Raw genomic sequence first — 21877 nt, forward strand, 5'->3', positions numbered from 1 at the left:
CCGGTGGTTTAAAAACCAGGATCCCAATCTACTTCGATAGTACGAGTAGCGAGATCGACTTTCTTGATAACCTGCCCATCGAGGAACGGCACAAGACGTTCCTTGATACCAAACGCATCTTTCAGGTTTGCCTTGATGACGATGACGTCATTCGAACCGGTTTCCATCATATCGACGACTTTACCGAGATCGTAGCCTTCAGTGGTCACTACCTGGCAGCCCATAAGGTCTTTCCAGTAATAGGAACCATCTTCCAGCGCTGGCAACTGCGAGGAATCCACGACAATTTCGCAATTAGTCAGTAGATTCGCCGAATCACGATCGTCAACGCCTTTCAGCTTGATGATCAGATCCTGATTGTGGTGCTTCCAGCTTTCCAGCTGTACTTGCTGCCACTGACCCGCCTTCTGGATAAACCAGGGCTGATAGTCAAAAATGCTTTCGGCGTCTTCAGTGGAAGAAAACACTCTGAGCCAACCACGGATACCGTAAGAAGACCCCATTTTCCCCAAAACGATGGGTTCCACAGGAGCCTGTGCGGCGAGTTGCTTGCTCATCATGACCACCGTGACAGATTAAGCTGCTTTGTTTGCTGCTTTGATCAGCGTAGCTACGCGATCAGAAATAGTCGCGCCCTGGCCAACCCAGTGAGCGATGCGATCCAGATCCAGGCGAGTGCCTTCTTCTTTTTCGCTAGCGATTGGGTTAAAGAAGCCAACGCGCTCGATGAAGCGACCGTTGCGTGCATTACGGCTGTCGGTAACAACAACCTGGTAGAACGGACGCTTTTTAGCGCCGTGACGAGCTAAACGAATAGTAACCATAACATCCTCTTGTGTGAATAAAACACCCAGGCCCCATCGAGGAACGGAGCCCGGGTGTCATATTAAAAGCCCGAAAATTTTACTGATTTCTGGGAAAAAAGCAATCAACAGTTAATAACTCTGCCGTAGAAGGCCGTCGGCGGCGCAGCGAGTTCGGTGCCGGCGTGCGCACAGCCACCGCAGCGTACACGTAGTACGTGAGGATGGCGAGCACACCCCGGTGCCGAAATATCCAGTGAGCCAGGCCGGAAAAATTAGCGCCCAGGGAAGCCAGGCGGCATCATGCCCTTCATACCACGCATCATCTTCGCCATACCGCCTTTCTTCATTTTCTTCATCATGCGCTGCATGTCGTCAAACTGTTTCAGAAGGCGGTTTACGTCCTGTACCTGCATACCGCAACCGGCAGCAATACGGCGTTTACGGGAACCTTTGATGATTTCCGGCTTGGCGCGTTCTTTCATCGTCATCGAGTTGATGATGGCTTCCATACGCACCAGCACTTTATCATCCATCTGCGATTTCACGTTGTCAGGGATCTGACCCATGCCCGGCAGCTTGCCCATCAGGCTTGCCATACCGCCCATGTTTTTCATCTGGTTGAGCTGCTCAAGGAAATCGTTGAGATCGAAGCCATCGCCTTTTTTCAGCTTGCTGGCTAATTTCTCTGCCTGCGCGCGGTCAACCTTGCTTTCAATATCTTCGATCAGCGACAGCACGTCGCCCATACCGAGAATACGCGAAGCAATCCTGTCCGGATGGAACGGCTCCAGCGCTTCGGTTTTCTCGCCGACACCGAGGAATTTAATCGGCTTGCCGGTGATATGACGAATAGAGAGCGCCGCACCGCCACGGGCATCGCCATCTACTTTGGTCAGCACGACACCGGTTAGCGGCAGCGCTTCGTTGAATGCTTTTGCGGTATTCGCGGCATCCTGACCGGTCATGGCGTCGACAACAAACAGCGTTTCTACCGGCTTGATAGAAGCGTGGACCTGTTTGATTTCGTCCATCATCGCTTCATCAACGTGCAGACGACCGGCGGTATCCACCAGCAGCACGTCGTAGAATTTAAGTTTAGCTTCTTTCAGCGCAGCGTTAACGATATCAACCGGCTTCTGGCCGACATCTGACGGGAAGAAGTCCACACCGACCTGCTCGGCCAGCGTTTCCAGCTGTTTGATCGCCGCCGGGCGATAAACGTCCGCGGAGACCACCAGCACTTTCTTCTTGTGCTTCTCACGCAGGAATTTACCCAGCTTACCGACGCTGGTCGTTTTACCCGCACCCTGCAGGCCCGCCATCAGCACCACGGCTGGCGGCTGCGCGGCCAGATTCAGGGTCTGGTTTTCTTCGCCCATTGCCGCAACCAATTCGTTACGGACAATCTTGACGAACTCCTGACCCGGCGTCAGGCTTTTGTTAACTTCATGACCAACCGCTTTCTCTTTTACGCGATTGATAAACTCACGCACTACCGGCAGCGCTACGTCAGCCTCCAGCAGCGCCATACGCACTTCGCGCAGCGTTTCTTTAACGTTGTCTTCAGTAAGGCGTCCACGGCCACTGATATTGCGCAGCGTGCGCGACAAACGATCGGTTAAATTATCAAACATTGTCTCTCGCCTGGGGTGGAAACGGTCGGTCGCGACAGCGACACATCAACAGAAATTTGTCGCAGTATAACATGAAGCCGCCTTTGTTGTTATGCAACGGTTGGAGCAGCGGTCACGTAACGCTATACTGCTTTTCTTTATCACTGGCCAACTGTCGACACCTATATGCCCGTTTTTGCTCTGCTCGCCCTAGTCGCCTACTCAATCAGCCTTGCGCTGATTATTCCCGCTCTGCTGCAAAAAAACAGCGGCTGGCGGCGTATGGCTATTCTCTCTGCGGTCGTCGCGCTGATAAGCCATGCTATCGCCCTGGAAGCGCGTATTCTGCCCGGCGGTGAAAGCGGTCAAAACCTGAGTCTGTTGAACGTCGGCTCGCTGGTTAGCCTGATGATTTGTACGGTAATGACCATCGTCGCTTCCCGTAATCGTGGCTGGCTATTGCTGCCCATTGTCTACGCCTTTGCGCTGATAAACCTGGCCTTCGCCACGTTTATGCCTAACGAGTTCATCACCCATCTCGAAGCAACGCCTGGCATGATGATTCACATCGGGCTATCGCTGTTCGCTTACGCCACGCTGATTATCGCCGCGCTGTATGCGCTACAGCTGGCATGGATCGATTATCAACTGAAAAACAAAAAACTGGCCTTCAGCAATGAGATGCCGCCGCTGATGAGCATCGAGCGGAAAATGTTTCATATCACCCAAATTGGTGTGGTTCTGCTGACGCTCACCCTGTGCACCGGCCTGTTTTACATGCATAACCTGTTCAGTACCGAGAATATTGATAAAGCCGTTCTCTCTATTGTGGCATGGTTTGTCTATATCGTTCTGTTGTGGGGGCATTACCATGAAGGTTGGCGCGGACGTCGCGTCGTATGGTTTAACGTCGCAGGCGCAGGCATTCTGACGCTGGCCTATTTTGGCAGCCGTATCCTGCAGCAGTTCGTGAGTTAAATCTTTAAGGAACCCTACGTGGAACACATCTCCACCACCACGCTCATTATCACGCTTCTCATCATGGTGGTTATTTCCGCCTATTTTTCCGGCTCTGAAACCGGAATGATGACCCTAAACCGCTATCGTCTACGTCATCGGGCCAAGCAGGGAAATCGTCAGGCAAAACGCGTTGAAAAGTTACTTCGCAAGCCGGACCGCCTGATAAGCCTGGTGCTCATCGGTAATAATCTGGTGAATATTCTGGCCTCCGCGCTCGGCACCATTGTCGGTATGCGCCTGTATGGCGATGCAGGCGTCGCCATTGCCACTGGGGTTCTGACGTTTGTAGTGCTGGTTTTTGCCGAAGTTCTACCAAAGACGATTGCCGCGCTGTATCCGGAAAAAGTCGCCTATCCGAGCAGCGTCCTGCTGGCTCCGTTGCAGATTCTGATGATGCCGTTGGTATGGCTACTCAACACCATCACGCGGCTACTGATGCGCATGATGGGCATCAAAACGGATATCGTGGTAAGCGGCTCGCTGAGCAAAGATGAGCTGCGAACGCTGGTGAATGAATCGCGCTCGCAAATCTCACGGCGTAACCAGGATATGCTGTTGTCCGTACTGGATCTGGAAAAAGTCAGCGTTGATGACATTATGATCCCGCGTAACGAAATCATCGGCATTGATATTAACGATGACTGGAAGTCAATCGTGCGTCAGCTTTCGCACTCTCCGCACGGCCGTATTGTGCTGTATCGCGACTCGCTGGACGACGCCATCAGCATGCTGCGCGTACGTGAAGCCTGGCGATTAATGGCCGAGAAAAAAGAGTTCACCAAAGAAACCATGTTACGCGCCGCCGACGAAATCTATTACGTCCCGGAAGGCACACCACTCAGTACCCAGCTCATTAAATTTCAGCGCAATAAGAAGAAAGTGGGTTTGGTCGTCAATGAATATGGCGATATCCAGGGGCTGGTCACGGTCGAAGATATTCTGGAAGAGATTGTTGGCGACTTCACCACCTCAATGTCTCCAACGCTTGCCGAAGAGGTAACGCCACAGAATGATGGCTCAGTGATCATTGACGGCAGCGCCAACGTTCGTGAAATCAATAAGGCGTTTAACTGGCATCTGCCGGAAGATGACGCACGTACCGTAAACGGTATTATTCTTGAAGCGCTGGAAGAGATCCCCGTTGCCGGCACACGTGTGCGTATCGGGCAGTACGATATCGATATTCTCGACGTGCAGGACAATATGATTAAACAGGTGCAGGTATTGCCGGTCAAGCCGCTACGAGAAAGCGTGTCGGACCAGTGAGCGTAACTCAGGCCGGGTAGCGCGTGAGCATTACCCGACCTGAAGGCTGATTAGCCTTTGGCTTTCGCCACAGAGACCATTGCGGCGCGGATGGTACGTCCGTTCAGGGTATAACCCTTCTGCATTACCATCAGCACATTGCCGGCAGCAACCTCGTCAGACTCTACCATTGCAATTGCCTGGTGCACATTCGGGTCCATCGGCACATCGATATCCGCAACCACCTGCACGCCAAACTTCGCCACAACATCCAGCATTGACTTACGGGTCAGCTCAATACCTTCAACCATCGCCGCCATCGCGTCATTATCTTTGTCCGCCACTTCCAGCGCGCGGTCCAGACTATCCAGCACCGGCAGCAGTTCGTTGACGAATTTCTCCAGCGCAAACTTATGCGCTTTTTCTACGTCCAGTTCGGTACGACGACGCAGGTTTTCCATTTCCGCTTTGATACGCAACACGCTGTCGCGCTCGCGAGTTTCGGCTTCAGCAAGCTGAGCTTCCAGATTCGCAATTTTTTCATCGCGCGGATCCACCTGCTCAGCAGAAGCGTCTGATTCAACCGCCTCAACTTCTTCGTGCTGATCCATGATAATTTCTTCCGGGGCTTGCCCCTCAGGCGTTTTCTGTTCTTTACTACTCATGAATTTCTCCGCGTTTTTTTCGCATTCATCTCGCTAACTTGGCTTATTATGGGGATCAGATTCAGGGATTCAAGGGAAGTACTCACATTGTCACTAATCTTCGTTACAAGGACCTCGAGAAAATGAACAAACATTTCAAGTGTATTGGCATTGTGGGGCATCCACGTCACCCCACTGCACTGACCACACATGAAATGCTCTACCGCTGGCTGTGCACCAAAGGTTATGAGGTTATCGTTGAGCAACAAATCGCCCACGAGCTGCAGCTGAAAAATGTGAAAACTGGTACGCTCGCAGAAATTGGCCAACAGGCAGACCTCGCCGTGGTCGTCGGTGGCGACGGCAATATGCTGGGAGCCGCACGCACCCTGGCACGTTATGACATCAAGGTTATCGGCATTAACCGTGGCAACCTCGGTTTCCTGACCGACCTTGACCCAGACAACGCCCAACAACAGTTAGCTGACGTACTGGAAGGCCACTACATCAGCGAAAAGCGCTTTTTACTCGAAGCTCAGGTGTGCCAACAGGATTGTCAGAAGCGCATTAGCACTGCGATCAATGAAGTTGTGCTGCACCCTGGGAAAGTAGCGCACATGATTGAATTTGAAGTCTATATCGATGAGATTTTTGCTTTCTCCCAACGTTCAGATGGGCTGATTATCTCCACACCAACCGGCTCTACCGCCTACTCACTCTCTGCCGGGGGACCAATCCTGACGCCTTCTCTGGATGCTATTACGCTGGTTCCAATGTTCCCGCATACGCTTTCTGCGCGACCGCTGGTGATCAACAGTAGCAGCACCATACGTCTGCGCTTTTCTCATCGCCGTAACGATCTCGAGATCAGCTGTGACAGCCAAATCGCCTTGCCTATACAGGAAGGTGAAGACGTCCTGATTCGCCGCTGTGATTACCATCTGAATCTGATACACCCAAAAGATTACAGCTATTTCAACACATTAAGCACAAAGTTAGGCTGGTCAAAAAAATTATTCTAATTTAACGCCAACCTCTTTACTGTATAAAAAACCAGTTTATACTGTATGTAATTACAGTTATGGTTTTTCATACAGGAAAACAGCTATGTTGGCACAACTGACCATCAGCAATTTTGCTATCGTTCGTGAACTTGAGATCGATTTCCAGAACGGAATGACCGTTATTACCGGTGAGACCGGTGCGGGTAAGTCCATTGCCATTGATGCTCTCGGTTTGTGCCTGGGCGGACGCGCAGAGGCCGACATGGTACGTACCGGTGCCACGCGAGCCGACCTCTGCGCCCGTTTTGCCTTAAAAGACACCCCCGCCGCCCTGCGCTGGCTGGAAGAAAACCAGCTTGAGGAAGGTCGCGAATGTTTGCTGCGTCGCGTAATCAGCAGCGACGGCCGCTCCCGAGGCTTCATTAACGGTACCGCCGTTCCACTGTCGCAGCTACGCGAGCTGGGCCAGTTGCTGATCCAAATCCACGGCCAGCATGCGCATCAGCTCCTGACGAAATCAGAACACCAAAAATCCCTGCTGGATGGTTACGCCAATCAAGCGTCTCTGACCGAGGAAATGGCCGCGCGCTACCAGCTTTGGCATCAGAGCTGTCGCGATCTCGCCCATCATCAGCAGCAAAGCCAGGAACGCGCAGCCCGGGCGGAGCTGTTGCAATACCAGTTAAAAGAACTGAACGAATTCAACCCGCAGCCAGGCGAATTTGAGCAAATAGATGAAGAGTACAAGCGTTTGGCTAACAGCGGGCAATTGCTCACCACCAGTCAACAGGCGCTGGCTATTCTGGCGGATGGGGAAGACATCAATCTGCAAAGCCAACTGTACACCGCAAAGCACCTGGTCACTGAACTGGCAGGCATGGACGGCAAACTTTCCGGTATCCTGGATATGCTGGAAGAGGCCACTATCCAGCTCAGCGAGGCCAGCGACGAGTTGCGCCACTATTGCGATCGTCTGGACTTAGACCCTAACCGCTTGTTCGAACTTGAACAGCGCATTTCTAAACAAATCTCGTTGGCGCGTAAGCATCATGTTGCCCCTGAAGCATTGCCACAGTTCTATCAGTCGTTGCTGGATGAACAACAGCAACTGGACGATCAGGCCGACTCGCTCGAAACCTTAACCCTGGCGGTGAACAATCACCATCAACAGGCCCTGGAAACGGCAAGAATGCTGCACCAGCAGCGTCAGCATTATGCTCAGGAACTGGGACAACTTATTACAGAGAGCATGCATACACTCTCAATGCCGCACGGTGTTTTTTGCATTGATGTGAAATTTGAGGAGCACCATCTGAGCGCAGACGGAGCCGATCGCGTAGAGTTTAAAGTTACAACTAACCCGGGTCAGCCGTTACAACCCATCGCGAAAGTGGCCTCCGGCGGGGAGCTGTCGCGCATTGCGCTGGCTATTCAGGTCATTACCGCACGTAAAATGGAAACTCCTGCGCTGATTTTCGACGAGGTGGATGTCGGTATCAGCGGCCCGACTGCTGCGGTGGTGGGTAAAATGCTGCGTCAGTTAGGTGAGTCAACTCAGGTGATGTGTGTTACTCACCTGCCACAGGTTGCTGGCTGTGGCCATCAACATTTCTATGTCAGCAAAGAAACTGACGGTGCGATGACCGAAACGCACATGCAGCCGCTTGATAAACGTGCTCGCCTGCAGGAACTCGCCCGCCTGCTTGGTGGTAGTGAAGTGACGCGCAATACCCTCGCAAATGCAAAAGAACTGCTGGCGGCATAAACTTTTTTACCTTGTGAAGGTCTGAGTTCAACATAAAATCGCCGACCGACCCGACAGCAAAAGGTTTTAAAGTGGTGAAAGGTCTATTATCATCGGCATATTACATATGAGCCGCGTACTGCTCGGGCCCGAAAAGGAATCAAATCACTATGCGCTGTAAAACGCTGACTGCTGCTGCAGCAGTACTACTGATGTTGACTGCAGGCTGTTCCACTCTGGAGCGAGTGGTTTACCGCCCTGACATCAACCAGGGAAATTATCTGACACCTACCGATGTCGCCAAAGTGCGCACGGGGATGACGCAACAGCAGGTTGCTTATGCTCTGGGTACACCAATGATGTCCGATCCTTTTGGCACCAACACCTGGTTTTATGTGTTCCGTCAGCAACCGGGGCATGAAGGCGTAACTCAGCAAACGCTGACGCTGACCTTTAACAGCAGCGGCGTATTGACCAACATTGATAATAAACCTGCTCTCACCGACAACAAATAGGTTTGAGAGGTCAAAAAAAGGTGCTCAATGAGCACCTTTTTTAATGTCTGTTATTTTTTAGCGGATTTTTCTGCTCGCTGCCTGCGCAACTCTTTCGGATCGGCAATCAGTGGCCGGTAAATTTCTACCCGATCGCCGTCATGCAGAACATCAGCAAGCTTTACCGGGCGGCTGTAGATACCCACTTTGTTTTTATTGAGATCGATATCGGTGCGTAATTCCAGTAACCCGGAAGCGCGGATAGCCTCTTCCACCGTTGCACCCTGCTGCAGCGTTACGCGCTGTAAATACTGCTTCTCCGGCAGCGCGTACGCCACTTCAACGACAATTTTAGCCGACGCTGACACTGTAAACCTCTTTCGCGCGAACCGTGAAGGCCTGCACCATGTTTGAAGCCAGCTCTTTAAAGATACGGCCAAACGCCAGCTCGATGAGTTTATTGGTGAACTCAAAATCGAGATGAAACTCAATACGACACGCTTCATGACTCAGTGGCGTAAACTTCCAACCGCCAATCAATTTCTTGAACGGTCCATCGACCAGATGCATCAGGATGCTCTGGTTACTGGTCAGTTGATTGCGCGTGGTGAATGTTTTGCTGATCCCTGCTTTAGAGACATCCACAGCCGCCGTCATTTGTCCCGGAGTAGATTCCAGAACGCGACTACCGGTGCAGCCCGGTAAAAACTGGGGATAGGATTTAACATCATTCACTAACTGATACATCTGCTCCGCACTGTAAGGCACTAAAGCGGTCCGGCTAATCTGAGGCATAACAATTTCCATCAATATCAATCACACAAATAATACCATTTATCACCCGCTAAAAAAAACGCTATAGCCTAACTCGTGCTAAGATAGCGCCTTACGCCCCGCTGGATGAAATGGGGTGTTTTTCGACTCCAGATTACCTATACTGAGCGGCATTATGACGAAGAAAAAAGCACACAAACCTGGCTCAGCCACAATCGCGCTTAACAAGCGCGCGCGACACGAATATTTTATTGAAGAAGAGTTCGAAGCAGGACTCGCCCTGCAGGGTTGGGAAGTCAAATCCCTGCGCGCAGGTAAAGCCAACATCGGCGATAGCTATGTCATTCTCAAAGACGGCGAAGCGTTCCTGTTTGGCGCTAACTTCACGCCGATGGCGGTGGCCTCAACGCACGTGGTATGCGATCCTACTCGTACCCGTAAGCTGTTGTTAAACCAACGCGAGCTTGACTCCCTGTATGGCCGAATGAATCGTGATGGTTATACCGTCGTTGCGCTTTCGCTGTACTGGAAGAATGCATGGTGCAAAGTGAAAATTGGCGTTGCGAAAGGTAAGAAACAGCACGACAAACGCTCTGATGTGAAAGAGCGCGAATGGCAGTTAGATAAAGCGCGTATTATGAAAAATGCTGGTCGCTAACCGCCACACCTCCCGTGACCAGTCTCGCATCCTGAGGCTGGTTCTTATTTTTTAGTTATTGAAACCCACTCGATACATTCACCAAATTCATGGTTCATTTATGCTGAATCGTTCAAATCCGAAATATCACCCGGCCATTACTCCATCTCTCGTAGTCGAATAAAATTAATTTTCAAGACAATACCATTCATATTCTCACTTATTTAATAACACTATTATTACTGGTGTTTATTATATCCCCATCCATTTATGTTAAAATAAAAATCTTAAAATACAATGAATTATATAAAATCAGCAATTTAATACACACTGGAAAGTATCCTTTTCAAATAGCTAAATACTTTTTTAATATGGATAAGTTGCAGAATACTTTCTTTCTGACTATATCATCTAATACGAAAGAACTATTCAGCCAAAAGGGCCCGAACGTATTTAACCAGTAAACTAACTGCTGTACGACCTAATCAATGAAATTACATGTGTAAATTCATCTTTATGATGAACGGAGCCCCTGTCTGCCCAATTTCCCAGCGCGCTGTTGTGGATTAATACTCCCGGCATGCCATCAGGAGTGAACATATGCGTCTTCTCGCCGTTGTATCAAAATTAACTGGCGTTTCTACAAATGTTGAAGCCTCTGAAGTTACGCTCAGCTCACCATCCATCGTGAAACTGTCCGTATCACGTGAGGAGGTAAGTCAACTGACGCGCGTTAATCAGGATCTGGTTGTCACGCTCCGCTCAGGCGAAACCATCACCATAAAAAATTTCTACGTCGGAAAAGGTGATGCACAAAACCAACTCGTTCTGGAAGATAGCAATGGCGCACTGTGGTGGGTTCAGGATACTGATGGCGCTTTCCACTTCCAGCATCTGGACGATCTCACTCCACTGATGACAGCCGAAGGTAGTCATGAAGGCGGCGCTGTCTGGCCGTGGGTTCTTGGTGGGATCGCAGTTGCAGGTGGAATCGGCCTCGCCGCAGGCGGTGGAGGCGGAGGTGGCGGCGGGAGCGATAATAACGCTGGAAACGGTAATGGTAGCAACGGCAACGGTGGTAACGGTAATGGCAACGGCGGTAATGGTAATGGCAACGGCGGTAATGGTGACGGTGACGGCGGCTCACCGCCAACAACAACCCCTAATAAGCCTGACGCACCTATAATTACCAGCGTAACAGATAACCAGGAGCTGATTACTGGCCCTGTCAATCAGCAGGATTCCACCAACGATAATACGCCAACACTCCAGGGTACTGGCCCCGCGAATGCCACATTACATATTTTTGATAACGGCGTCGAAATTGGTCAGGTGGTTATCGATGCCAACGGCAAATGGTCGTTTACACCATCCTCTCCTCTCGCAGACGGTACCCATCAGATTACCGTCAGCGCTTCAAACGGTGCGGGTAGCAGTGGGATGTCGGACAGTTGGGTCATTATTGTCGATACGCTTGCCCCTGACGCTCTCGTGGTCACTCAGGAAATCGACAATGTCGGTTCCATCACCGGACTTATTGCCAATAACGGCATAACCGACGATGCCACGCCGACGCTAACTGGCACTGGCGAAGCAGGTAGTACCATCAACATCTATGACAATGGCATCCTGATTGGTATGCAAACCGTAGATAGCAATGGTAACTGGACCTTTACACCGGACATTCCGCTCAGCGATGGTGTTCACAATCTGACGCTGACGCAAACTGACGCCGCAGGTAACGTGAGCGCAGCAACGCGCGTGCCGACATTCACCGTTGATACCACTCCGCCTGCAGCCGCAGTCATTTCCTCCGTTAATCCGGAAGGCACAACGGTAATCGGTAGAGCTGAGCCTGGAAGCCTGGTCATTATCATCGGCAGTAATAATCAGGTTTTGGGTTCAACAACGGTCGATCGAACCGGCAATTTCTCCATCGCGATTTCCCCCTCGCAGACGCACGGTGAAGCACTGATCGCGAAGATTCAGGACCAGGCAGGCAACATCGGGCCAGATACTCCTTTCAATGCCACCAACTCAGGCTACCCGGGCGTACCCGTTATCGTCAGCGTTATGGATGATTTTGCGCCCTCAACCGGACTGTTGAGCAATAATCAGGCCACCAACGACCAAACCCCTACGCTCTCGGGTACCGCAGACGCTAACAGCACGGTTAACATTTATAACAACGGCGTGTTTGTCGAAAGCGTGCTTGCCGATCCCAGCGGCAACTGGACCTGGACCTCCGCTACGCTATTGCCCGACGGGCCACACGCCTTCACCGCCACGGCGACCAACCATCTGGGTACGGGGGGAAGATCAACAGCATTCAATATCAATATCGATACTCAGCCACCGTCAGCGCCGGACGATGTAAACGTCTCTGCCGATGGCACTGTCGTTACCGGGACGGCCGAGCCGGGCAATACCGTGGTTATCAAAGACAGCAATAATGTTCAGATCGGCAGTGGCGTCGCCGGAACAGATGGCTCATTTACCATCATTATTAAGCCGCCTCAGACCAATGGTGAAACCATTACCGCTATCGCCACCGATCCAGCCGGGAACCCAAGCCCGCCGGAAACTGCGCTCGCGCCAGACATCACGGCCCCACAACCGCCTACTAATCTGGTGATTAACCCTACAGGCGATCAGGTTACCGGCATAGCTGAACCCAACAGTACGGTACATATTCTGGCTCCAGGTGGCGCGATCATTGGAACAGCAACCGCCGGCTCGAACGGAGAATTCACCGCCACGCTAGTTCCGCCGCAGACTAACGGTGAACGACTGAGTGCGAATGCAACGGATGCAGCAGGCAATACCAGCGGTAACACCCCAATCACCGCCCCGGACACCACGGCACCTGACGCGCCAACCGGCGTTACCGTAGCTGGGGATGGTGGTTCTGTCAGTGGACATGCTGAAGCGGGAAGCACCATCACCGTCAAAGACAGCAATGGTAATCAGATTGGCACAGGCCAGGCAGACAGCGGCGGCAACTTCACGGTGTCGATTACGCCGTCGAAAATGAACGGCGAAACGGTAAAAGTCACCGCAACGGACAGCAGCAATAACGAGAGTCAGCCGACTTCCGCGTTGGCTCCGGATATCACTGCACCAAACCAGCCGGTTATTATTGCCGTTACTGATGATGTTGACGATATCACTGGCCCCATCAATAACAATGACTTAACCAACGACGATAAACCGAAAATTGAAGGCATCGCTGAACCGGGTTCGCAGGTCAAAATTTATGATAACGGCACTCTGCTTACAACCGTTACCGCTGATATCAATGGTAACTGGAACTATACGCCTGTTACGGCGTTGAGCCAGGGCGCGCATGTGTTTACGGTGACGGCAACTGACGCCGCCAACAACACCAGCAGCGCCGCCAGTTGGAAAATTATTGTCGATAGCATCGCCCCAACCGTTCCAGTGATAACGTTGGTCAACGATGATGTTGGCAGTATTACGGGCAACGTGGCAAATAACGGTTGGGTCACCAACGACAATACGCCCACCATCTCGGGTACCGGTGAACCGGGTTCACTGGTGAGCCTGTACGATGGCAATCAACTGTTGACGGTTATACTTGTCGACAGATCGGGTACCTGGAGCTATACCGTTCCGGGAAATCAGGTGCTCAGCGATCGCACCCATCAGTTTACGGTATCGGCAACCGATGCCGCCGGTAATGTCATCACCTCATCCACAGTGGTCAACGTTACCGTAGATACCCAACCGCCAGGCGATCCTGTCATTTTGGCGGCAACCGACGACGTTGGAAATGCGCCGATCGATCTGCCTTCCGGAAGCCGTTCAAACGATACCTTACCAGAGCTGAAAGGAACCGGAATAGCCGGTTCTACGGTCACCCTCTATGATGGGGCAACACCAATTGGAAGCACGACTGTTTTACCCACAGGCACCTGGAGTATTCTACTCGACCAACCGCTTAGTGAAGGCACGCACAATTTATCCGCTATCGCCACGGACGTTGCAGGCAACGCCAGCAATGCCGGGAACTTTACGCTAACGATTGATACCACCCCACCAGCAGCCCCGGTTATCAGCTCCGCAGAAGGTCTGATTGGGTCAAATCTACAAACGCTGAATAACGGCAGCAGTACCAAGAGCTCGAATCCCGAACTCTCCGGAACCGGCGAGCCCGGCGCGAAGATTACGATTTATGATAATGGCGGTTCTATTGGCACCGTCACCGTACAGCCAGACGGCACGTGGACATTTACCCCAACCTCACTCGCCGACGGGCCGCATAAATTCACCGCCACGGCGACAGACGTCGCGGGCAACACGGGGATCCCATCAGCCGGCTTTACCCTGACGGTAGACAATACGCCTCCCGCACAACCAGCCGCGCCAATCATTACCGACGATGTGGCCCCGGTAACGGGTGTGGTCACTAACGGCAACACCAACGATACCACGCCAACCTTTAGCGGCACGGGGAACGTCGGGGATTTGATTACCGTTTATCTGAACGGCACTCCCCCTTTACAGGGAACCGCAACAGTAGGTGCTGACGGAACCTGGAGCTTTACTCCGCCAGCACCGGTTGCTCCAGGTGCTTACCAGGTAACCCTCACCGCAACCGATCCGGCTGGCAACGTCAGCCAGCCGTCGAATGCCATCACACTGAACATCGACACGACGCCGTCTGCGCCGCCGGTGATTATCGCCGCCAACGATAATGTCGGCGATGTCATGGGCGACCTCGCACCCGGCGCCGTGACCGATGACACCACGCCAACCATTCGCGGTACAGGTATCGATGGAGACATCATCACTCTGTATAACGGCGGTACGGTGATCGGTACTGCAACTGTGGCAGGCGGTACCTGGAGTATTACTCCCGGGACTGCGCTGGCAAACGGGAGCTACACATTAAGCGCTACCGCAACAGACCCCGCAGGTAACGTCAGCAACAATTCAAACAGCATTTCGTTTACGGTTAACAGCACGAAGCTGACACTGCCGCAGGTAACGGATATCCAGGATAACGCTGGCGTCTTTACCGGTTCGCTAACCAGCGGCAGCGTCACGGACGATACAACGCCAACCATTAGCGGGACCGGCACGCCGGGCAGTACGGTGTTAATTTATGACGGCACGACTACACCGATTGCGACGGCCATCGTTGCCGCGAACGGCAGTTGGAGTGTGGATGTTCCCCTCACGCCCAACGTCAGCCACACACTAACTTTCGGCGCCGTGGATGACGCAGGTAACTCACTGGCAGCAGGTAACCCGCTGACGTTGATAGTCGATACCCTGCCGCCTGCAACGCCTACGGTTACCAGCGTAGACCCTAACGGGACGCTGGTTAGCGGCACCGCCGATGCAGGCAGTACCGTCATCATTCGCAGCGGTAGCACCATTCTCGGCCAGGGGGTGGCAGACAGTTCAGGTAAGTTCTCTGTCACAATTTCACCGGCACAAACCACCGGCCAGGCGCTCAACGCCATCGCTCAGGATACCGCCGGAAATCAAAGCGATCCGACAACGTTTAACGCGGCTACCTCCAGCGTTCCGCATCCACCAACGCTTGAGATTGTTGATGACATTGCGCCCATCATGGGGGTGATAGGCAACGGTAAAACCACCAACGACACCTTACCGCTGCTGCAAGGGACGGCCACTGCCGGGGCGACTGTTAATATTTTTATAGATGGCGAAACGACTCCCGTCACGGTAACCGCCGATGCCGTGTCTGGCGCATGGAGTTATCAGTTACCCACCCCGCTGACTAACGGCACAACCCATAACTTCACGGTGTCACAAACTGTAGGCGGCATCACCAGCGGTTTATCGCCCAACTACGCTATCACCATCGACACTACGGCACCGCAAGCACCAACTATCACCAGCATTATCGACGATGTCGCCCCCGGCACCGGATCGTTGGATAAAGGGCAAATTACCAATGATTCACGCCCGACGCTCAACGGAACTGGCGAGCCTGGGGCAACCATTACCCTCTACGATAACGGAATTGCTTATGCCACAACGACCGTAAACAGCAACGGATTCTGGAGCTTTACCCCAACAGCACCGCTGGGAGAAGGCAATCATCTCTTTACCGCCCGCGCAACTGACGCCGCTGGCAACCAGGGGGATCCGTCCAGTGATTTCCGCATTATTGTCGATACCCTGGCACCGAATGCGCCATCTATTGTGACGGTCACGGACAACGTTGGTACGACCCAGACCCTAACCTCAGGGCAGTTGACCAACGATAACACCCCAACGCTTTCCGGCGTTACCGAGGCGGATTCGGTTGTTACCATCCGCGACAATGGCACGGTAATCGGCACAACCACCAGCGACGAAAATGGCAACTGGAGCTTTACGCCAGTCCCTGCTCTCGGTGAAGGAAGCCACTCGCTGACTGCCAGCGTTACAGATAACGCGGGTAACATTAGCCCGACAACGCCACCGTTTGTGGTCGTCGTCGACACCCTGGCACCGGCAGCACCGAGCATTACCTCAGTCATTGACGATAATCCTGGCAATACAGCGCTGACCAACGGACAACTGACCAACGATGCGCAACCTACCCTGAACGGCAAAGGCGAGATCGGCGCCATCATCACGATCCGTGATAACGGCGCTGAAATAGGTACAACTCAGGTGGACGAGTCAGGCAACTGGAGCTTCACGCCGGATGCCCCGCTGGGACAGGGACAACATATTTTCACCGTCGTTGCCACCGATCCGGCGGGGAACACAGGCGGAGTATCATCATCGTTTACTATTGAGCTGGACTCTGTTGCCCCGTCAATTCCGATCATCAGTTCGGTACAGGACAACACTGCCCCGACAACTGGCCCGATAACCAACGGGCAGACTACGAATGAATCCCGTCCTGCCCTAAGTGGCATTGGTGAAATTGGCGCAACCATTACCGTCCTTAGCGATGGTCAGCCCATAGGTACCACCACCGTTGGGGCAAACGGCACCTGGAGCTTAACCCCGACAAATGCACTCACAAATGGCCCGCACACGCTAACCGTTACCGCCACCGACAGCGCCGGTAATACCAGCCAACCATCCACTGGCTTCGCGCTTATCGTGGATACCGTATTGCCAGGGACGCCTGCGATTACCCAGGTTGCGGATGATGTCGGACCGCTGATCGGTAATTTGAACAACGGCCAGGCCACAAACGATACGCTCCCTACTCTCAGCGGTACGGCTGAAGCCAATTCCACGGTGAGAATTTACGATAACGGAGTGCTGATCGGATCTGCTCCAGTAGATGGTACGGGGGCCTGGAACTTCACGCCGGGAACCCCACTTGCTAACGGTAACCACGCGCTGACGGTGACAGCAACCGATGCTGCCGGAAACGTCAGCCCAACGTCCGCTGGATTTAACATCGTTGTTGATACCGTCGCCCCGCTTGCGCCAACGATTATTCAGGCATTTGATGACGTGCTGCCGGGAACCGGAACGCTGTCGAGCGGTGCCTTTACCAACGATACCCGTCCCGTACTCAACGGCTCGGCGGAAGCCGGTTCCCGGGTGGCCATCTACGATAATGGCACGCTGCTGGCAACGGTGACTGCGGCGATAGACGGCACCTGGGAATATCTGCCTGCCACGTTGGGCAACGGTCAGCATGTGTTTACTGCTATCGCGACCGATGCCGCCGGGAACGTGAGTCCTACCTCGGGCGGGTTTACGATTAATGTCGACACCATTGCGCCATCCGCCCCATTACTGGTCTCAGTAGTCGATGATATCGCAGGCGGCGTATTCAATGCGGCGCTCAGCAACGGGCAACTGACCAACGATGCCCGCCCGACGCTAAATGGCACCGCCGAGGCAGGCAGCACCGTCAGCATCTATGACGGAAGCACCCTGCTGGGTACCGCGCTGGTGCAAAGCAATAATAGCTGGTCTTTTACCCCAACCACGCCGCTGGCGAATGGATCGCACACCTTCACCGTCACCGCCACCGATGCGGCGGGCAACACCAGTGGCGCAACGGCGGGCTTCAGCGTGGTGGTCGACACTACGGCGCCGACGCAGCCTTCAATCAGCAGCATTATTGATGATGTCGGGCCAAACACCGGGGCGATTGGCAGTAATCAGCCAACCAATGACGCTCGACCAACGTTAAACGGCACCACGGAGGCCAACGCGCGGGTTGATATTTATGATAACGGCAGCTTTGTCATCAGCGTGACGGCGGACGGCAGCGGCAACTGGACCTACACGCCGCCCACCGCGCTGGCGCAAGGTGCCCACTCCTTTACCATCACCGCAACGGACAGCGCGGGTAATACCAGTGGCATATCGTCTGCGGCAGCGATCGTGGTTGATACCGTCGCCCCGGGCATCCCAACCGGGCTGGCGGTAAACGCCAACGGCACCACGCTCACCGGCGTTGCCGAGCCTAACAGCACGGTCATTATTACCTCCAGCGGTGGAACGGTGCTCGGTACAGCAACGGCCAACGCCTCCGGTAATTTCACCTTTACGCTGAATCCACCGCAAATCAGTGGGCAAACGCTGCTGGTCAGCGCGCAGGATGCCGCAGGCAACATCGGCACAACGGGCAACGTGCTGGCACCGTTTACCGGCGTACCGCCAGCCCCTCTTATTGCCAGCGTGCTCGATGACGTCGGCACTGTCATAGGCCCCGTCGCTCCCGGTAAAACCACCAATGACACCCGACCAACGCTCAGCGGAACGGCGCAGGCAAACGCGGTGGTCAGTCTGTACAACAACGGCGTGCTAATGGGCACCACGACCGCAGACGGTAACGGGATCTGGAGCTTTACGCCATCCGGCGCACTCAGCGAAGGTAACCACGCGTTCACCGCCACCGCAACCAACACCAACGGCGCAAGCGGGTTGTCCGGTTCGTTCAGCGTGATTGTGGATACCACACCACCGACCGCACCTACGATACTGATCAGCGCCGATGGCGGCACCGTGAGCGGCGTCGCCGAAGCGGGAAGCACGGTCACCATCTCTCTGCCCGGCGGCACCAGCGTGACGGCAATCGCCAACAGTAGCGGCGTCTACAGCGTCAACCTGCCGGTTCGCCAGATTGAGGGGCAGTCGCTGTCCGCCACGGCGACCGATGCGGCGGGAAATACCTCATCACCGACAAGCGCTCTCGCGCCGGTATTGCCGCTGCTGGCTGAAGATAACGTCACCAGTCTGCCGCTTCAAACCGATGTGATCGTCAGCACCGATCATCAAAGTGATTATGGTTTCCTGTTGGTCAATGCGTTAGGGAATGTCGCCAACGTACTGGGCAATGATACGGCAAGCGTGAATTTCAGCATCGCCTCTGGCGGCAGCGGCTCCATTACGATCAATGCCGCCGCTACCGGCGTGGTGCTGTCTCTGTTAAACACGCTTGAAGTCGTCATCCAGCGCTTTGACACAACATTGAATGCCTGGGTAACGATAGTAGATACCGGGAAACCAGACTTCGCCAGCCTGCTCACCCTGGGTGCCTCGGGCGTAACGCTCAATTACAGCGGACTGACCGGCGGTGATTACCGCGTGGTGAGCTACAACACCAACCTGCTGGCGACGGGTGCATACACCAGCCTTGATGTCTCGGTGGTCAAAACCAGCGCTGGGACCATCACCGGCGGTACTAGCGAGTCAGGTAATATCATCACGGATACCGACCCCACCAACGGGCAGGATAACGCACCTTCCGGCACGCTGGTCACTTCCATCACCGATGGTAACGGCAACGTCGTGAACATCCCAGCGGGCGGTATTGATGTTCAGGGAAAATACGGCATCCTGCATATCAATCAGAATGGTAGCTACACCTATACCCTGACCAACACGTCAATCTCAGTGTATGGGCGTTCCGAAAGTTTCACCTACACGCTGACGCATGGTAGTGATCATTCCTCGGCAAAACTGGTGGTGACGCTCGGTCAGGCCCCAACCACCAGTACGGTAACCGCTGCGGACGATGTGGCTGCGCTGACCTACGCGACGCAGGTCATCGCGGAGGATCATGGCACATCACAACAAACCGGCTTCACCCTCGCCAGCGTCGGTCTCGGCAATGTGCTGGACGTCAGTCTGGTTAACGGTTTAACCAACCCGATCAAATTCAACGTGGATGACGGCGCAACCCGCACGCTGACCGTCAAAGCAAGCGTTCTTGGCGTGACGGTAGGCGGTTTTGATCTCTATGTTTATCGCTTCAACGAGTCCATTCAGCAGTATGAACAGTTTCGCGTGAAGCCCAACTGGGTCACAGCGCTGCTAGGAGGTAACTCAACGGACTACACCATCACACTGCCGGGCGGTGACTACCTGTTCCTGCTTAATGCCTCCGGTGGTCTGACGCTGCTGACCAGCTATACCCTGGATATTAAGGCCGATCACTCCTACGCTGTCGACAGTCTGAGTGCGGCAACCAATGGAAACCTGCTGACCAACGACTCGGCTCCGGCTAAAACCGTTATCACCGAAGTGAACGGTGTCGCCGTTAACGGCACGGGCACTACCACCATCAACGGGCAGTACGGCACGCTGACTATTGATGCGAAAGGGAACTACACCTACACGCTGAAAAGCGGGTTGGGCGCAGACGGTATCAACACGCCGGACAGCTTCGTGTATAAGGTCAGAGCACCAAACGGCGATACCGGCAGCGCCTCACTGAATATCAAACCAACGCCGCAGTCGCTGGACGCGATAAATGACGTCAGCAGCACGATGGCGGTAAGTACCGTTCAGGACTCTGTTGGGTACGGAAGCGGCGCGCTGGGAACAGCGACAATCCCAACGCTTGGGAGCAAAGCAACCGGTACAGGTTCGTTTGATATCGCGACGAATGACGTACTGAAAAGCGCCACGCTCAACTTCAACATCGGCACGCTTATCACCGTCGGTACGCTGGGCATTGCCTGGACAATCACCGGCCCTAACGGATTCTCGCTTTCTGGCTCTGTACCCGCCAGCTCCATCAGCCTGTTAGGCAGTTCAATTGCCATCTCGCTGGGTAATGCCGAGCTGGCCGCAGGCCATTACAACATCAGCTTCACCGGAACAATGGGAGGACTGGCAGTTGGCAACGTCAGCATTACGCCGAACGTCACGGGCACGACATGGCACCTCAATACCTGGGACGTTAACGCCACCACGGTGAATGGCAACATTTTTGATGGCAGTGATGCCGCCGGCGCGCACGATCAGCTCTCAACCGTCCATACCCAGCTCACCGTCACCGGCTTTAACGGCAGTACCGCCACCCTTAATCCGGCCGGTAGCATCAGTAGCGCAACAATTCAGGGTCATTATGGTTCACTGACCATGAACCTGGATGGCTCATACATCTACACGCTGAAGCCGGGTACAACCGTAGCATCGATCACCAGCAAAGAGACCTTTACCTATACGCTTAACGACCAAAACGGGCATACGGACACCGCTACGCTGACCATCAATATGAATCCGCAGATGGCCAGTACCGCACAGCATGACGTGATCACCGGATCGGTCTACGGCGATACGCTGATTTATCACCTGCTCAACGCCAACGACGCGACCGGCGGCAACATTAGCAATGGCGTGACCGACAACTGGACCAACTTCTCGCTGGCCCAGGGCGACAAAATCGATATCGGCGACCTGCTGGTGGGCTGGAACGGGCAGAACGCCACGCTCGGCAACTATCTCACCGTGACCACCAGCGGTAACAACACAGTGATTGCCATCGACCGCGACGGTACGGGCAACACTTATCACGCAACCAATCTCATAACACTGGAGAACGTACACACCACGCTCGATGAGCTGGTGCAACAAAATCACATTGTGCCCTGACGTTAACGCAATGCGTTAAAGCGCCATAACTACAGCCCCGGATGCCATG

Annotated in this window: 13 protein-coding genes; 7 read left to right on the top strand and 6 right to left on the bottom strand. The window is 53.8% G+C overall.

The features are described 5' to 3' along the window. Positions 1-8 precede the first annotated feature (8 nt). The 3 genes from rimM to ffh form a co-directional block, all read right to left on the bottom strand. Positions 9-557 carry a ribosome maturation factor RimM gene (rimM, locus tag E1B03_RS20030; RefSeq protein ID WP_003031230.1) on the bottom strand — a complete coding sequence of 183 codons (549 nt, stop codon included), beginning with the start codon at positions 555-557 and terminating at the stop codon, positions 9-11. A gap of 18 nt (positions 558-575) precedes the next feature. After that, complete coding sequence (gene rpsP, locus E1B03_RS20035) at positions 576-824, bottom strand: 30S ribosomal protein S16 (RefSeq protein ID WP_003031228.1); 249 nt, start codon at positions 822-824, stop codon at positions 576-578. 254 nt (positions 825-1078) lie between these two features. Continuing rightward, complete coding sequence (gene ffh / locus E1B03_RS20040) at positions 1079-2440, bottom strand: signal recognition particle protein (RefSeq protein WP_003031226.1); 1362 nt, start codon at positions 2438-2440, stop codon at positions 1079-1081. 165 nt (positions 2441-2605) lie between these two features. Here ffh and E1B03_RS20050 point away from each other — a divergent pair, with 165 nt between their 5' ends. Further along, the gene (locus tag E1B03_RS20050) at positions 2606-3397 is read left to right on the top strand and encodes a cytochrome C assembly family protein (RefSeq protein ID WP_103769312.1); all 792 of its coding nucleotides are present in this window, start codon (positions 2606-2608) and stop codon (positions 3395-3397) included. A gap of 18 nt (positions 3398-3415) precedes the next feature. Then, complete coding sequence (locus E1B03_RS20055) at positions 3416-4705, top strand: HlyC/CorC family transporter (RefSeq protein ID WP_008785520.1); 1290 nt, start codon at positions 3416-3418, stop codon at positions 4703-4705. A 50-nt stretch (positions 4706-4755) separates the two neighbouring features. On the opposite strand, the gene grpE is transcribed toward E1B03_RS20055, so the two are convergent. Then, positions 4756-5349, bottom strand: coding sequence for a nucleotide exchange factor GrpE (gene grpE, locus E1B03_RS20060; RefSeq protein ID WP_043017972.1), 594 nt, complete (start codon positions 5347-5349; stop codon positions 4756-4758). Positions 5350-5471: 122 nt separating this feature from the next. Here grpE and nadK point away from each other — a divergent pair, with 122 nt between their 5' ends. From nadK to bamE, 3 genes are all read left to right on the top strand, one after another. Next, complete coding sequence (nadK, locus tag E1B03_RS20070; RefSeq protein ID WP_016154073.1) at positions 5472-6350, top strand: NAD(+) kinase; 879 nt, start codon at positions 5472-5474, stop codon at positions 6348-6350. Between the two features lie 85 nt (positions 6351-6435). After that, positions 6436-8097, top strand: coding sequence for a DNA repair protein RecN (gene recN / locus E1B03_RS20075; protein ID WP_133086793.1), 1662 nt, complete (start codon positions 6436-6438; stop codon positions 8095-8097). Between the two features lie 149 nt (positions 8098-8246). After that, positions 8247-8591, top strand: a complete 345-nt coding sequence (gene bamE, locus E1B03_RS20080; protein WP_003826401.1) for an outer membrane protein assembly factor BamE — start codon at positions 8247-8249, stop codon at positions 8589-8591. A gap of 50 nt (positions 8592-8641) precedes the next feature. Here the strand turns inward: bamE and E1B03_RS20085 are convergent, their stop codons facing one another. Further along, positions 8642-8938 (bottom strand): RnfH family protein, encoded by a 297-nt coding sequence (locus E1B03_RS20085; RefSeq protein WP_103769310.1) that lies wholly within the window; start codon positions 8936-8938, stop codon positions 8642-8644. Next, the gene (ratA, locus tag E1B03_RS20090) at positions 8922-9365 is read right to left on the bottom strand and encodes a type II toxin-antitoxin system toxin RatA (protein WP_003031213.1); all 444 of its coding nucleotides are present in this window, start codon (positions 9363-9365) and stop codon (positions 8922-8924) included. The genes E1B03_RS20085 and ratA overlap by 17 nt, the downstream gene beginning before the upstream one ends. 154 nt (positions 9366-9519) lie before the next feature. Between ratA and smpB the strand changes: the two genes are divergently transcribed. Continuing rightward, positions 9520-10002 carry an SsrA-binding protein SmpB gene (gene smpB, locus E1B03_RS20095; RefSeq protein ID WP_003031211.1) on the top strand — a complete coding sequence of 161 codons (483 nt, stop codon included), beginning with the start codon at positions 9520-9522 and terminating at the stop codon, positions 10000-10002. Between the two features lie 579 nt (positions 10003-10581). Then, entirely contained in the window at positions 10582-21828 is an 11247-nt protein-coding gene (locus E1B03_RS20100; RefSeq protein WP_133086794.1) for a BapA/Bap/LapF family large adhesin, read from the top strand. Positions 21829-21877 lie beyond the last annotated feature (49 nt).

It is taken from the genome of Citrobacter arsenatis, from assembly GCF_004353845.1.
GTDB classification, from domain to species: Bacteria; Pseudomonadota; Gammaproteobacteria; order Enterobacterales; family Enterobacteriaceae; genus Citrobacter; species Citrobacter arsenatis.